The organism is Ruminococcus sp. N15.MGS-57 (assembly GCF_000980385.1).
Taxonomy (GTDB): domain Bacteria; phylum Bacillota; class Clostridia; order Oscillospirales; family Ruminococcaceae; genus Hominimerdicola; species Hominimerdicola aceti.
Genome location: NZ_LARF01000044.1, coordinates 1 through 15830 on the forward strand (window position 1 = coordinate 1; position 15830 = coordinate 15830).

The 15830-nt window shown below is 45.3% G+C and carries 16 protein-coding genes; 6 read left to right on the forward strand and 10 right to left on the reverse strand.

Annotation, left to right across the window (positions count from 1 at the left end):
• From WS40_RS08815 to WS40_RS08835, 5 genes are all read left to right on the forward strand, one after another.
• On the forward strand, positions 1-447 hold a 447-nt coding region (locus WS40_RS08815; protein ID WP_325208502.1), incomplete at its 5' end, for an integrase core domain-containing protein.
• Between the two features lie 713 nt (positions 448-1160).
• Positions 1161-2171, forward strand: a complete 1011-nt coding sequence (locus WS40_RS08820) for a LacI family DNA-binding transcriptional regulator (RefSeq protein WP_046441726.1) — start codon at positions 1161-1163, stop codon at positions 2169-2171.
• Between the two features lie 78 nt (positions 2172-2249).
• Positions 2250-3764 (forward strand): hypothetical protein, encoded by a 1515-nt coding sequence (locus WS40_RS08825; protein ID WP_046441727.1) that lies wholly within the window; start codon positions 2250-2252, stop codon positions 3762-3764.
• A 94-nt stretch (positions 3765-3858) separates the two neighbouring features.
• Entirely contained in the window at positions 3859-4788 is a 930-nt protein-coding gene (locus WS40_RS08830) for a carbohydrate ABC transporter permease (RefSeq protein ID WP_041337430.1), read from the forward strand.
• A gap of 6 nt (positions 4789-4794) precedes the next feature.
• On the forward strand, positions 4795-5676 hold the full coding sequence (locus WS40_RS08835; protein ID WP_022287528.1) for a carbohydrate ABC transporter permease: 882 nt from the start codon (positions 4795-4797) through the stop codon (positions 5674-5676).
• A gap of 73 nt (positions 5677-5749) precedes the next feature.
• Here the strand turns inward: WS40_RS08835 and WS40_RS08840 are convergent, their stop codons facing one another.
• The 9 genes from WS40_RS08840 to WS40_RS08880 form a co-directional block, all read right to left on the reverse strand.
• Positions 5750-6658 (reverse strand): hypothetical protein, encoded by a 909-nt coding sequence (locus WS40_RS08840; RefSeq protein ID WP_046441728.1) that lies wholly within the window; start codon positions 6656-6658, stop codon positions 5750-5752.
• Positions 6658-7002: a hypothetical protein gene (locus WS40_RS08845; protein ID WP_041337428.1), complete on the reverse strand. Its 345-nt coding sequence runs from the start codon at positions 7000-7002 to the stop codon at positions 6658-6660. Before WS40_RS08845 ends, WS40_RS08840 begins: the two co-directional genes overlap by 1 nt.
• Entirely contained in the window at positions 6995-7417 is a 423-nt protein-coding gene (locus WS40_RS08850; RefSeq protein WP_046441729.1) for a hypothetical protein, read from the reverse strand. The genes WS40_RS08845 and WS40_RS08850 overlap by 8 nt, the downstream gene beginning before the upstream one ends.
• Before the next feature lie 15 nt (positions 7418-7432).
• Complete coding sequence (locus WS40_RS08855) at positions 7433-7813, reverse strand: hypothetical protein (protein ID WP_022287532.1); 381 nt, start codon at positions 7811-7813, stop codon at positions 7433-7435.
• 61 nt (positions 7814-7874) lie between these two features.
• Positions 7875-8849, reverse strand: coding sequence for a phage major capsid protein (locus WS40_RS08860; protein ID WP_046441730.1), 975 nt, complete (start codon positions 8847-8849; stop codon positions 7875-7877).
• A 176-nt stretch (positions 8850-9025) separates the two neighbouring features.
• Positions 9026-9862: a hypothetical protein gene (locus WS40_RS08865; RefSeq protein WP_278635189.1), complete on the reverse strand. Its 837-nt coding sequence runs from the start codon at positions 9860-9862 to the stop codon at positions 9026-9028.
• A complete protein-coding gene (locus WS40_RS08870; RefSeq protein ID WP_046441731.1) occupies positions 9859-11025 on the reverse strand; it encodes a phage portal protein in 1167 nt (388 codons plus the stop codon). Before WS40_RS08870 ends, WS40_RS08865 begins: the two co-directional genes overlap by 4 nt.
• 33 nt (positions 11026-11058) lie before the next feature.
• On the reverse strand, positions 11059-12303 hold the full coding sequence (locus tag WS40_RS08875) for a PBSX family phage terminase large subunit (RefSeq protein ID WP_046441732.1): 1245 nt from the start codon (positions 12301-12303) through the stop codon (positions 11059-11061).
• Positions 12300-12764: a terminase small subunit gene (locus WS40_RS08880; RefSeq protein WP_046441733.1), complete on the reverse strand. Its 465-nt coding sequence runs from the start codon at positions 12762-12764 to the stop codon at positions 12300-12302. The genes WS40_RS08875 and WS40_RS08880 overlap by 4 nt, the downstream gene beginning before the upstream one ends.
• Positions 12765-13189: 425 nt before the next feature.
• On the opposite strand from WS40_RS08880, the gene WS40_RS08885 reads away from it, so the two are divergent.
• Positions 13190-14722 (forward strand): 4Fe-4S dicluster domain-containing protein, encoded by a 1533-nt coding sequence (locus WS40_RS08885; protein ID WP_041337749.1) that lies wholly within the window; start codon positions 13190-13192, stop codon positions 14720-14722.
• 730 nt (positions 14723-15452) lie between these two features.
• On the opposite strand, the gene WS40_RS11580 is transcribed toward WS40_RS08885, so the two are convergent.
• Positions 15453-15815: an integrase core domain-containing protein gene (locus WS40_RS11580; RefSeq protein ID WP_325208503.1), complete on the reverse strand. Its 363-nt coding sequence runs from the start codon at positions 15813-15815 to the stop codon at positions 15453-15455.
• Between the last annotated feature and the right edge of the window lie 15 nt (positions 15816-15830).

The window sequence follows — 15830 nt, forward strand, 5'->3', positions numbered from 1 at the left end:
ATCGATGAGTATACCAGGATAAGATTTTTATACGGATATGAGGAGCAAAGCACCTGTTCTTCAGCAGACTTTGTAAAAAGGCTGGTGAAATGGTACAAACGCAGAGGAATAACAGTGAAATGTATTCAGACCGACAATGGATTTGAATTTACTAACCGCTTTTCGCCAAGCAAAAGAGACAAGAAAACGCTGTTTGAGAATACGCTCTCACAACTTGGCATTGAACACAAACTCATTCGTCCATATACGCCCAGGCACAATGGCAAAGTAGAGCGCAGTCACCGAGAAGATCACAACAAATTCTATTCGTGCCATAGGTTTTATTCCTGCGACGACTTAAACGTGCAGCTAGCTGCACGTTTAAGTCGAACAAACAACCGTCCTATGCGTCCCCTCAAATGGTTTTCGCCTATCGAATTTCTTAATGATAGTGTCCAATATGATTGACAAACCAACAAATTCAAGATTTTTCTCAAAGTAAATTCAAGATTTTTTTCAAAGCTTTGCAAAATCCCTATCAAATAGTCATATCATATGTAGCTTGTGAATATAATGTATGAAATAAATACGTTTTCTTTCCACATCGTTATTTTGCACAATAAAAAAAACGCTAAAATATGCTTAAACGTTTCAAAATATCTTCGCAAACGCCGAATATTCCAACTTTTCCGATCAAATGACTATCATATTTTAATATCAAGACAATATTTTAACAATATCATATGTTACAACACACTTTTCAACAATTATTATCCGAAAACGTTTAATGAATAAGGTTCTTTAATGGTTTTTGTAATTTCACATAACATAATTGTATACAAAAGAAATGTTTATATACATTTTTCACATACCACACAGCCTGGTTTCATATACCCCTCAGAAAACGCAGTGCATTTTCGCAGCTTTTTGATTAGCCTGTCAGTTTCTTTGTAACAAATCGATTACAATTGTCCAAATAGCATTGTTAAAATGCACAAAAGTAAAGTTGAAAAATTGGCTAAACCTCCATAATTTATTACAGAGGGCATAAAAATGTGAAAAAAGGCTTGAAATTATGCCGAGAATATTGTATATTTTTATTAACGGAAACGTTTGAAATAAGTTTTCATGGAAAACATCAAGCGTAAACGTTTAAAATCTACGGAAAGGCGGAAATATCATTGGTTTCCTTAAAAGACATTTCCGTTCGCTGCGGAGTATCCATCGCAACCGTAAGCAAAGCCCTCAACGGCCATAAGGACGTAAGCGAGGCAACAAGAGAAAGACTTATGAAAGCCGCCAAAGAAATGGGCTACTTCCCAAATTCTCAGGCAAGAGCTTTAAAGACCAACAGGACCTATAATCTCGGGGTCATGTATCTCGACGAAGCAGGAAGCGGTCTTACCCATGAGTTTTTCGCAAAGGTGCTTGACAGCTTTAAGACTACGGCTGAAGCAGCAGGATATGATATAACCTTTATAAATAGAGATGTGGGCAAGCAGAAAATGTCTACATACGAACATTGCAAATACCGCAATGTTGACGGTGTTATCATTGCCTGTACGGATTTTACGTCGCAGGACGTGTACGAGGTGATAAACGGAGATATACCAGTGGTCACGATCGACCACATCTTCGATTGCAGAACAGCGATCATGTCCAATAATGAAAAAGGTATGGAGGAGCTTATCAACTATGTGACGAAGATGGGGCACAGGAAGATCGCTTTTATCCAGGGCAACAGATCGGCAGTAGCCGAAAGACGTCTGGCAGGCTTCTATAAAGCTTGTATGACAAGAGGAATTTCAGTTGATCCCGATTGGATACTTAACGGTGATTATCATAACCCTGATCTGACTTATAAGCTGACAAAAGAACTTCTTAGCAGAGAGAACAAACCGACCTGCGTTTTCATGCCCGATGATTATTCAGCAATGGGAGCTTTCAATGCAGTCAAGGAAATGGGTCTTTCAGTACCGGAGGATATCTCGATAGTGGGCTACGACGGAATAGCTTATTCACAGCTTCTCTCTCCAAAGCTTACGACTTATCTTCAGGACACAGACCTTATCGGTGTAACAGCCGCAAAACAGCTGGTATCACTGATAGAAAACCCACAGACCACCTTTAAAGAGGTGATAACAGTCGACGGAAAGCTGCTGGAAGGCGGTTCGGTAAGCGACATCAATTAATTCAAGGCATTAATTTTCCGCAGAAATGCTGCGGAGCAAATCAAATAAACTAATGCGATTTTAAGGAGGAAAATTATTATGGCAAATCTTAAGAAAGTACTTGCAGGTTCATTGAGCCTCTGTCTGGCAGCTTCAATGTTCACAGCTTGCGGCAACACAGATTCATCTTCAACATCTGACAAGAATGGCGGCAGCACATCAAAGGCTGGCAACAACACAGGCATCAACAACAGCTCTGACAGAGTAAACACAGCTGAGCTTCACGGTGTGGATTCATCAGAGGATTCAAAGAAGACTCTTACAATTTACTGCTGGAACACAGAGTTCAAGTCAAGACTTGATAAGTACTATCCACAGGGCACATCAAACGAGCTTACATACAACGAGCTTACTGATGGTTCTAAGGAGATCGCAACTATCAACGGCGTTAAGCTGAACTGGGTACAGGTTGAAAACGAAGGTAACGCTTACCAGACAAAGCTGGACGAGGCTCTTAAGGGTCAGCAGGACAGCACAGAGAAGGTAGATATGTTCCTTATGGAAGCTGACTACGCTCTGAAGTATGCTAACGGCGACGTTGCACTTTCTATTCAGGACCTCGGCATCACAGACGACGATATGTCACAGATGTATCAGTACACAAAGGACGTTGCAACAGATACAAAGACAGGCGAGCTGAAGGGTGTATCATGGCAGGCAACTCCAGGTCTGTTCCTCTACAACACAAAGATCGCTGAGGACGTTCTCGGCACAAGCGATCCAGAGAAGGTTCAGGAAGCTGTTAAGGATTGGGATACATTCACAGCAACAGCTCAGAAGATGGCTGACAAGGGCTACAAGATGGTATCTGGTTTCGATGATACATACAGATGCTTCTCAAACAATATGTCTAGCCCATGGGTAACAGACAACAAGATCACAATTGACCCACAGATCAAGGCTTGGGCTGACCAGACTAAGGAATACACAGACAAGGGCTACAACAACAAGACTTCCCTTTGGGACGATGCTTGGGCTGCTGGCCAGAAGATTGACGGTGGCGTATTCGGCTACTTCTTCTCAACATGGGGCATTCCTTTCACACTTCTTCCAAACACAGTTGACGAAGAGATCAAGGCTGATGGTTCAAACGCTAAGGAAGGCAACGGCGGTTATGGTCTCTGGAAGGCTTGCTCAGGCCCACAGGCTTACTACTGGGGCGGTACATGGATCTGCGGCGCTATCGACTCCGATAACCAGGATATCGTTGCTGATATCATGAAGGTAATGACTTGCAACAAGGACGTAGCTAAGGCTATCACTGAGGGCGAGCAGGACTACACAAACAACAAGGCTGCTATCAAGGAGCTTATCGACGGCGGTTATACAAACGCATTCCTCGGCGGACAGGATCACCTTGCACTTCTTACAGAGGCTGCTGACAAGATCTCCCTCGAGAACAAGCTTTCTGCTTATGACCAGGGCTGCAACGAGAAATTCCAGGGTGCTATGAAGGACTACTTCCTTGGCACAGTTGATTCATATGAGGCTGCTCTTGAGAACTTCAAGAAGAACATCACAGACCTCTATGGTAACCTTACTTGCGATTTCTAATCGTATAAAAAAACAGTATCTAATTAAATATAGGGGGTGGAGGATATCCCCCCCTATTATTTATTAATCTCACGAAAGGAATAGGTATACTTATATGAAGAGAAAAAGCATAAGCTATGCCAAGTGGGGATATATTTTCCTTATCCCATTCTTTGTAGTTTACATCATCTTCTCACTATATCCTCTGTTCCAGACTTTCTATTACAGCTTTACGGACTATGTTAAGGATCAGGGCTCTATCGGCGGTGGTTGGACAAGACAGGCTGTCGAAGTAACACCGACATTCTGCGGTTTCGATAACTATTCAACTATATTCACATCAGGAAGTGACCTTCTCCAGTCTTTCTGGAATACGATCATCATGTGGATCGTAGGATTTATCCCACAGATCGTTATCTCTCTTATCCTTGCAGTATGGTTCACTGACCTTCGTCTTAAGATAAAGGCTCAGGGATTCTTCAAGGCTGTTATCTATCTTCCAAACGTAATCATGGCATCTGCTTTTGCATTTCTGTTCTACAGCTTGTTCAGCAGAGGCGGCGCTATCTATGATCTTATCAAGGTACCACTCCTTGAAAGCGTTTGGGGATCAAGAGGTGTAGTTGGACTCATCAACTTCATACTTTGGTATGGTAATACAACAATTCTTCTTATGGCTGCTATCATGGGTGTTGATACATCACTCTATGAGTCAGCACAGATCGACGGTGCAACTTCCAGCCAGACATTCTGGAAGATCACAATTCCGCTCATCAAGCCTATCATGTCATATGTTCTTGTAACATCACTCATCGGTGGACTTCAGATGTACGACGTACCTGCCCTCCTCACAAAGGATATGGGTAGCCCTAACGGAAAGCTTAAGACCGTCGTAATGATAATCCAGGCAAATAAGCAGGGCGACATCGGTAAGGCGTCTGCACTCTGCGTAATAATCTTTATCGTTTCCGCTATTATCGGACTTGCACTTATGTTTGCATCTGCTGATCATGACGGAAAGAAGAAAAAGAAGAAAAGGGGGTAAGCTGAAATGCCAAGAAGTACTGAAATAGTTGGTGAAAAGACAAATAGTACTGGTCTTATCATACATAGGATAATAGCTTATGTTGTCCTTGTTCTTTTGGTCGTTGTTTCACTTTTCCCATTCTATCTTTTGATAATCAACGCAACACGAGGCAGATCACAGGCAGGTATCAGGTGGTATCCTGACCACTTCCTCGCAACAAACTTCAAGAACCTTTTCAGCGGTTCAACAGCCGTAGCATACGGAAGCGTATGGCGTTCACTGGCTAACTCACTGTTCATATCAGCTTGTGCTTCATTGCTCAGCGTATACTTCTCAGCACTGACAGCATATGCAACACACGTTTACCAGTTCAAGCTGAGAAAGTTCGCAGATATGTTCATTCTCATCGTAATGATGGTTCCAACACAGGCTTCAGCTATCGGTTTCTACCAGTTCATGAACAAACTTGGCTGGACAGATACTTATATTCCGCTGATAATTCCTGCTGTCGCAGCACCAGCTACATACTACTTCATGAAGCAGTATATGGCGTCTGCACTTCCGCTTGAGATCGTAGAAGCCGCCCGTATCGACGGTTGCGGAGAGTTCAAGACCTTCAACAAGATTGTTACTCCTATCCTCAAGCCTGCATTCGCAGTTCAGATCATCTTTACATTCGTAACAAACTGGAACAACTACTTTATGCCAAGACTTATTCTTACATCAAAGAGTAAGTACACGATCCCTCTGGTACTCAACGCAATGCGTTATGCAGGACCTCAGGAGAAGGACGTGGGAATGTTCAGCTTGTACATCGTACTTGCTATCCTCCCTGTAGTAATTGTTTACCTTTGTCTTTCAAAGTTCATCATTCGTGGTGTTGCTCTGGGAAGCGTAAAGGGTTAATACGAAGCTTCAAACAGCGTACAGTTTTTCTGTACGCTGTTTTTTTGCTCTATTCATTCCTTACTTCTCTTTCCTATTCACATAAAAGCTTCGTTTGCATACCTTTGCTATTGACCGTTATCTCCATTCTGCTCACTCTTTTTCCATTTACGCCATATCCATTACAAATTATTTTATCCGTGATATCCTCACCGCAATACCCCTCATATGTGATATGCTCCACCAAATACTCCCTCTCTGCAAACTCTATCCTATCTTTAAGCCCGACAACTACATTATTGAGCCACTGCTTATCAAGACCATAATACTTCTCCCTCGTGATACCATGTGGTATAGTTTTACCGCTTGAATAGCTATATCCATACTCCCCTTCCACGTTTTTCATATATATCTTCGACAGCATCGATCTCGTATCAAGCTGTTTGCCGTATTCAATAATACGCTGAGTACCGATATTCACCGAAAGGATACTCAGCGACACATTGACCTGCCTGTCCCCTCTGATATATGCACGCCTGCCGTAAGCCTTGACCGCATATACGCCGATAGCCTCCCACAGTGTAGACTTCTCTTTGATGTTCACATAGTTAACAGTTTTAGTTCCACTCTCGTAGGTTATCTCGCTTGAGGGGCTGTAGCTCTTCATAATATCTGTCAAACTCACCTTAGACCATACCCCAGGTTCAGGCTCGTTCTGCCCCAGCATAAGTGTTATCCCACGGCTTATAAGTTCAAGAACAGTTTTTCCACCTCTCACCCTTGTTCTGATGTAATCCGCAGGACCGTAGTGCATACGCCTGCTGCCTATATATAGTGCCACACGCCTGATATTGTTAAGATTTATGCTGTTATTCAGAACTACAGACGCTCTAAGTTCACTGTATGGCGTATAGCGGTCTTTCACAAGCCTTGCTGAAACAATGTTTCTATAGTCCAAATTGCCACTGCCAATAATTTCAAACCTGATGTATATCTTCGCCATTATTCCGCCCCCCTAAGCTTTATCATAAGGCTTCCGATCATCCTGTCAGGCTGAAAATCCATTTCTATCTCTGAGAGTATGTATCCGCTGTATAAGACCCCGTCTGCCGTGAAATTGATCGCCTTTCCTCCGTTCTCGCTTAGAGCCGCCCAAGCGTAAGCCTTGTCCGACGGAGCGATCCTGCCGCTGAACTGAAATATCTCCGCCGCCTTGCCTGAGATATTTCGCAAAATACCATTCACAGCCTTTGTTTCCTCCTGAATGTAACCTCCGCTTCGCTTAACTCCGTCCATGTAAAATGAACGTGTGCCGATGTCAAGCTTTATCTTTCCCTTTTTACTCACTTATATCCTCCTCACTGCAAATGCCGATACTAAGCTCTGCCTGCCTTTCGAGCCTGTGAAGGGGCAATGTCTGAACTGCGCCTCCAAGCTTTGCGCCCTTTACATTCAGAACCTCGCTTTTTGCAAGCTCCGCCATAACACTTTCACACTTTCCCTGAAGCTCCTCCATGTCATCGTATTTTCCTGCCTTGCCCATGAGCCGCAGGTCGATATGACATATATACTCAGTGTAAAGCTTTTTGCCGCCCTGCCCAATGACTTCATCGACCACATCATAGCCTTTAAGCCCATAGAAGCCAATTGCTTCCCCACTGTGCAATAGACTGTCAGCCGAAGTGTATTCACCCATTGCAGTAAAGCCTGCTCCGTCAAGTATCTTTTTTATCTCTGCCGCCATTTCTGTCCAGACTGTCATGGCTCGTCCTCCTTCCTAATATGCGATAACTGCATTGAATACAAAACCGTCCTTTGAGAAAAATCTTTCCGCCCTTGAAACTGCGCTGTCACGAAGCTCTCTTGCCGCCTTTATCCTGTTCTCCTCGTCAAAAGCCTCCACCGCCTTGCCTTGTGCCGTAAACATGACCTTGTATTCAGCGGCTTTCAGACAAATAAATCTGTAAAAGACCTCCGCTGCCGCCGCAAATTCGCATATAGCCGTCCCGCCTTCAGCGACCATTCGCTCCTGGTCAACAGCCTTTTCCATTTCGTCAGCACACACCGTTATAAGCCCTGCATACACCTCAGCCGACGTGCTGTCAAGTCCGCTTAGCTCCATGAAATTGCTCTTTACATTGTCTTTGCTTATTGCCATTTTCCTGCTCCTTTCAAAAAATATACCCGCCCACCGTCCCTTTTTTCATTATCCTCTCAGCTTACTTTGTAGTTTTCAGCGTCTTTACAGCACCGCTCGTAAGTACAGAGAAACCTGCAAGCACTGAGCAAACGATCTCGTTGCACTGATTAGTAATAAGCTTATCGTAGTCCACGATAACATCTCCTCCAAGCACCATTTCAACAGCACTGCTCTGGTCGATGCCCACCGCAATACCGCCTGTGAGCTGAGGGCATTTTACAAGCGTTACACCATATGGCGTCTGAACTGTGCCGCCTGCCATATAGTCGCCAATGCAGTATTTCATCTCGTCCATAGCAAGGATCTTAGCCATAACATCAGGAGTACAGATCATGGTCGTCATGTTAAACTCGCCCATGGAAGCCCAAAAAGCCGCCAGATCAGCGTAAGTAAGCTCACTGCCAATAAGAGTCTGAGCTGTAATACCTCTTGTTATCTCAGTCATAGCAAAGCTGTTCACATCTCTGCTTATAGTCGCCCCAAGGTTTCTCAGCACCACGCCGAAAGCCTCAAGCTTCTGCTTCCTTACAGACTCAAAAGAACAGTTAAGACGTCTTGCAAACTTTGTAAGAGTCTTACTGGAGGTGCTAAGTCTGACAGTTGTGATAGGCACATTTCCACCCTCTGCCACAACGTCAGTTGAACCTGACTTTGTAACGTTCAGACCTCTGAAATCCACTCCGTCAGTGTATGAAACAGCCGCCGCTACCTTGCCCATGATAGAAGCATCGTCCATGCCCTGCTTGACAGTGCGTCTTATGTACTCAGGGAAAAGCACTGCCGACTCAGTGGAAATGAAGAATTTTTCCACCCTGTCAGAATTTGCACCCTTTACCTTGATGTCAAAACGCTTGAGCTGTCTTTCAAAAGCGTCAAGACCTTTAAGCTCGGTGTTCTCATAGTTTGCGTCAGGATCAAGCTCAGCCAGTGCCTGTGTGAATGTCTTGCCTGTGATAGAATAAAGTCCCTTTTCAAGTTTGATATTGTTGTACATATTATTTTCTCCTTTTCGATAATTAAATTTGTCCGATTTTTTGTACTGATTTTCGTATCATCGAAAACCATTTGTCTTTTCGGGTGAACACTGTTCGCCCCTACAGTAATGATATCACATTCTGGCATTTAAGCCCCTATCTCCACATTGTCATCGCCCCCTTTTACATCTGTCTCTTACATCTTGTAATCCCCCGTGATAAAGCTCTCCCTTTCGGCTTTGTAGACCTCCTCATTCTCAGCCGCCTGCTTTTCAAGCCTGCCACGGAAGTCAATAAGCTCCGTAACTGTCATAAGCTCCGCAAGTTCTTTCACACGCTTTGCACTCATAAAAGGCTTGCAGAAATAGCTGAGCCTTAAAACGTCCTTTTCAAAAGCTTCCCTTGCAAGGGCAAGCTCATAGCTCTTGTCGGTGCTTTCCTGTTTCTCCCTTAAGGCAAAACGCTTCGTTACCCCTGCGTTCACCTGTGCAGGCACTGCCACGAACGACCACTCGTAAGCGTCAAGCGGCTCGTCAAGAATGTGATAACACAGCTTACCGCCGTATTCACCGCCCTTTTCATGGTCACAGCCGCCCTTGTACATATCCGCTCCGCATACAGAGCAAAGCTTCTTTCCCATGGTGCAGCTAACGGATACCTCTTTCTTTATTCCGCCCTGAATCTCACTTATAAGGTCGCCGTTAGAAGCAGTTCGCACCATGTAAGCCTTTGCCATAAGCCTGCGGTAGACCTCTCCGTCTGTCGTAGTTTTCTCAGGCAGAGTTTCCACCCAAGTGTCGAATATTCTGGCAGTCTGCTTTGAGCTTTTAGGGTCATGGTCGAAAATACCCGTTCTGCCTTTAAAAAGCTCCACAAGCTTCTCCAAAGCGCCTGATGAAAACTTTTCACCATCTCTGTCAATGTCATTGTCACAAAGCGCCACCCTGAAAACAAAGACCTTGTCCTCAGTGAGCGGCTCTCTCGCATAGCCGTTTATCTTTTCAAGCTCCTCGCCTGATACTGTTTCGCTCATTGCATTTCCTCCTTTTTTCTCTCGTTCTCTACCCTTTCGTTTTCAAGCTCCGCCGCCTTAGCCTGTGCATTGTAAAGCCTTGACTTCGCCAACGCTTCCTCGTCCTGAAGATTTATGTTGTCCCACTCTATCTCCACCCCACAAGCATATCCGTTAAGCCTTAAAAACGCCTCGCATATCTCTCTGAGTATAGGTTCAAGCAATCTGCGGTAATATTCAAGCTCGCTTGTGAGGATATCCGATTGCTGTGCAGACATTCGCTCAGTGGTTGACCAGTTCAGCCCAAGCAAAAACGGTGGTATTGAAAGCTTCGCTACAAGCTGTTCCATAAGCTGTCTGACAGGTATCTCCGTGTCTATCATCTGATTGTCAGCGCCTATGACCTTTATGTCCACATCGCCCACAGCTACAAAATCCTGCACCGAGCCGTTTCGTGAAGCCCTCATGCCTCTGCTCCATTCCTGAGCTATCTGCTCTGCACGCTCCTTGGCTCTCGCCCTGTCGCTCTCCCCCTCAGGGTGATAAGTCACCGCATATCGTACATTTCCTACCCTGTCGAAGTTCTGCCCCATGCACTCGTAAATTCGCATAAGTATCTCGCTCAGCGCAGGCAATCCACGGAGTATAGACACTCCGTCAGGGTGCTTAGGACTAGGATTGAGCGCCGTGTAAAGCAGTTTTTCAGGACTTCTTACCGGTATCTCCTCACCGCTTCCCATGTAAAAAATACGTTTTTCAAAAGCGTTCCTGCCCTCACGCACTCTGTACAAAGTCGGGTCGCCAACATATATCCCCTTGACCTTGCCTGTCCTGTGATCTGCATATATCCTGCCTATCGCCTTGCCATATGTAAGCAGTGAATCCAGATACATATCCGCAAAAGTGTAAATGGACTTTCCCGACACCCCCACGGAAACCTCTCTGCAAAACCTGTCAAGCTCCACCTGCGCCCTCTCGTCACAAGCCGTGACCTTAAAGCCCCCTGTGAGCCTTATTATCTTGCCGAAGCAAGCGTCGATAACAGGAACGTTCGCCCTGAGTGTGTCATAAAGCTCCTGCTGAAAAGCCCCCTCAGGCGCAAGCCTGTAATGAAACCCCGACTCTCTGTCAGAGCCTGCCGTGTTCGGCACAAATTCACGGACCTTCTTTCTGAAAATACTCATTTTCTCTCCTTTCTTTCTGTACACTTTTTTGCACTAATGCTCAACTGTCAGTACAAAAAAGTCGTCCTTTTCACGTCCCAGACATTCTGCTGCAAAGTATCTCATATCGTCCATGGCGTGATCGTTCTCTTTCACAGGTGCGTCCTTTCCTGCCTTATCGTCCCAGCGGTAAAGATTTATCTCACGAAGCGTATCATGACATCTGCGGTTTATCCTTATCCTGCCGTCCTTTATGCAGTCCGACACAAGCCTGATACCCGAAACAACGTCGTTCTTTGCAGGCTGGACAGTGAATTTTCCATGCCTGCGTATGCACTGTATGAACGAAGCCGCCGAGGGGTCGCAAATGACCTTTTCGATGCAAAGCCCGTCGGCAAGCTCTTCAAGCCCCTTGTAATGCTCCTCGTCAGTTTTCTGCATACCTTCACGTCGAGAATCATAGTAATACTCACTGAGTCTGTACCATACTCCACCACTCTCGCCCCAAAGCCCGAAGCTTGAAGGATTTACAGTGCCGTAATCACAGCTTATAACATACCGCTCGCACTGTATATCCCCCTCAAAGACGTTTTTCTCCTCGTCGAACATAGGGTAAACAAGCCCCTCTGCTGCTGTCCATTTGCCAAGCACAAAGCGCTCGTAAAACGTCCCCGTATATATCCTGTGATAGCGTTCTATCACCGCCCGGTCAAGGGTCGGATTGTCCTCCAGCACAAAATGTCTGTAGATAAGCCGTTTTTCCTCCGCCTTGTCTATCCACTCTTTCTTGAACCAGTGGTAAGGATTGTCAGGATTGCAGTTGAACCACAGCTTGCTCCCCGCCACCGAACACCTTGCCACAGCCTGCTCTATAAAGCTTCTGGGCATAAGAGCCGCCTCGTCAAGAAGCACCCCCGCAAGGGTCACGCCCTGGATAAGAGAGGGCGAGCCTTCGTCCCTGCCGCCAAAGTAGTAAAACCTGTTTTTCCTGCCGCAAAAGCTCACGTCCATATAGTTCTTTGACGTGACCTCCACAGCCGTCATGCCCATGGCTTTCATATACTCCCTGAGCGCAGGCAGGATATTCCTTTTCAGCGACACGATAGTTTTTGAGCATAGCCCAAAAATGCACTCGTCAAAATTAGTCATTGCCCATGTCATAAAAGACGCCGACAAACAAAAGGTCTTGCCCGATCTGACCGCACCGTCACAGATTATCCCGTCGTAATCACTAAGCTCCCGTGCCGTCCACCATCTGAAAACAAACCTCTGATTTTCCGACAGCCTTGTTATTTTCACAAGCTATCACCGTCCCTGCCGTAAATGCTCTCGATAAGTCGCTTCGACTCACCGCCGCCGTCAAGCTGAGGCGCAAGCTCCCCAAGCTTTTCCAAGGCTTTCTGCCTGTCAAAAAACTTGATCTCCAAAACGTTCTTTCCGCTGATCTTTATCTCACTCACATTGAAAAGATCCATGCCCATGATGTCTCTTGCCGTCATGTTCTCAGCGTCAAAAACAAGCTTTACAGCGTCATTCACCGCCCCGAAAGCTATCCTGTTCAGCCCTCGCTTCACATAAGAAAGTGTGTCGCTGTCAGCCTCCTCCAGCTTTTTAAGCTCCGCCTCCGTTTCTGCCGAGTGCAGAAGCTCAAGCCCCCTGTCCTCAGCCTCCTCCGCCCTTGCACCGGTGTACAAAGCCGCTTCACGAAGATTTCTCAGATAGAAGAAAAATCTCGCAAATCTTTTCTGTTCGCCTGCCATATCGTTCCTCCTTTTTTAATTTCTGCGAAAGATGTACCACCGTATCTTAACGGCTCTCAAAAAAACATCTCTCACTTATCCCGAAAAATGCCTCTTTTGTTGCATAAAAAATGCAACAATTGCAGAAATGTTGCCAAATTAAATCATTTATCATTTGTTTGCATAAATCGTCCTGCCCAAAACTGTGCAAAAGCCACATACTTTCATGAACAGAAAAACTTTTGGTAAAAAGAAATACTTTGATTTTTTGAGCCGTTTCGTACCCTCGCTCCACCTTATTTTCAGACAAATATGTAAGCCATACGAAACTTTCAATATACCTTATGAAAAAAAGTATATATTACTTGACAAAAGCCGAAAAAATAGTACAATAGTAAGTGTATGACACAAATTTGAAGAACAACGCAGGAGGTAAAAATATGAAAATGAGAGGTATCTATTCCTCAGTAACAGATATCAGACGAAAAGTCTTTACAGAGGTGGCAAGACTTGCCTATGAAGAGGGCGATTATGCCGAAAAGATCGCAGAGCTTCCTTATAAGATAGTACCGGGAAGCAAGGCTGTTTACCGTGAGTCTATCTTCCTTGAAAGAGCTATCGTTGAAGAAAGGCTCCGTCTTGCTATCGGTCTGCCCCTAAGACCGATTGAGGAGCATAAGTCTGTGGCTGACGGCATTGAAGAAAGTGCGATCGCAGAAAAGTATTACGATCCACCGCTTGTAAACATAATCAAGTTTGCCTGCAACGGCTGTCCTGAAACTCATTATCATGTTACCGACTGCTGTCAGGGCTGTCTTGCACACCCATGTCAGGAAGTCTGTCCAAAGGGTGCCATAACCATCAAGCATGGCAAATCAGTAATAGATCAGTCTAAGTGTATAAAGTGCGGCAGATGTCAGAGTGTCTGTCCATACAATGCAATAAACAAAATGGAAAGACCATGCGCAAGAGCCTGCGGCATGGACGCTATCGGCTCAGACGAAGAGGGCAAGGCAAAAATAGATTATGACAAGTGCGTATCCTGCGGAATGTGTCTTGTAAACTGTCCATTCGGCGCTATCGTAGACAAGGGACAGATATTCCAGCTTATAACAGCAATGAAGAAAAAGAAGAAGGTCATCGCTATCGTAGCACCTGCATTTGTAGGTCAGTTCGGACCAAAGGCAAGCCCTGAAAAGCTCACAGCGGCAATGAAGAAGCTTGGCTTTGCAGACGTGGTCGAGGTAGCAATAGGTGCAGACCTTTGTTCCATCGAGGAAGCAAAGGACTTCATGAGAGAAGTTCCTGAACATCAGCCATTCATGGCAACATCATGCTGTCCTGCATGGTCAGTAATGGCGAAGAAGCTTTTCCCTACCCTTGCCCCATACATTTCAATGGCTTTGACCCCAATGGTACTTACAGCAAGAATGCTCAAAAAGGACGATCCTGACGCTTGTATCGCATTTATCGGACCATGTGCGGCAAAGAAGCTTGAAGCTTCAAGACGTACTATCCGCAGCGACGTAGACTTTGTGCTTACCTTTGAAGAACTCATGGGAATGTTCAATGCCAAGGGCGTAACATTTGAAGACATTACAGATGAAGAAAAGGTAGATCTTTGCGAGGGTACAGGTGACGGACGTGGCTTTGCAGTAAGCGGCGGCGTAGCAAAGGCAGTAGCAGACGTTATCCACAAGCTTGACCCAGAGCGTGAGGTCAAGGTAGTATCAGCGCAGGGACTTAAGGACTGCCGCAAGCTTCTCACACTTGCGAAAGCAGGCAAATATGACGGCTATCTTCTCGAGGGCATGGCTTGTCCTGGCGGCTGTGTAGCAGGTGCAGGAACGCTTCAGGCGGTAGAAAAGAGTACAGCGCTTGTAAACAAATATGTAAAGGACGCACCTTTACAGAACTCTCTCGACTCCAAATACGAGATCAATCTTGATCTTATCACCGAGCCGCATGATGACAAATAAGAGATAGAATTGAAACGGACAGCGTTATGCTGTCCGTTTTTTTGTACTGTCACTCGCCGTGACGGGCATTTTACGCCATACATTGTGGTATAAAACACTTTTTCACCGCTTTTTGAATTCGTATAGAATACTACACATTGCAATTATCACACACCCCCTGATACCCCCACAAACGGCAGTAGGGGCGAACAGTGTTCGCCCGTCGAAGAAACAAGCCCACGATTATATCATTGTTGGATAGAACTGAAAACTATCCAATCACATCTTCAGGGGAGCAGCGCAATATTCTTCACACGACAAGTCTACACAACATTGTGATAAATTCAAACCTTGCAGTTCCCCGAAACGGGACGTCGAGGGCGCCGTCCACTACAATTCTACCCCGACTTCATCACGCCGCAAAATCGCTTTGCTCTTTGCGGATTTACGTTGTAATTGGGGATAGGATAGGCGGTGCAGATTTTTTGCTCCGTTATTACTTTTGATAAGAAGCACAACTTTTGTATGCTTTTTCTCATTAAATCTGCACCTTGTCGGCTATCGCCGAATGAGGCTCTGCCTCAAACTCCGCTAGGGGCTTTGCCCCTAGACCCCACAAGCCCTCTAGCGCCGGGCTTGAGCGTGCGCTTTATCTCTTGCTTCGCTCGGTGCTTGGGGGCAGCTTTGCTCATTCCTCACTCCTCATTCCTCATTCCTCACTCCTCACTTAAACTCCCCTCCTGTTGGTTTGTCAATCATATTGGACACTATCATTAAGAAATTCGATAGGCGAAAACCATTTGAGGGGACGCATAGGACGGTTGTTTGTTCGACTTAAACGTGCAGCTAGCTGCACGTTTAAGTCGTCGCAGGAATAAAACCTATGGCACGAATAGAATTTGTTGTGATCTTCTCGGTGACTGCGCTCTACTTTGCCATTGTGCCTGGGCGTATATGGACGAATGAGTTTGTGTTCAATGCCAAGTTGTGAGAGCGTATTCTCAAACAGCGTTTTCTTGTCTCTTTTGCTTGGCGAAAAGCGGTTAGTAAATTCAAATCCATTGTCGGTCTGAATACATTTCACCGTTATTCCTCTGCGTTTGTACCATTTCACCAGCCTGTTTACAAA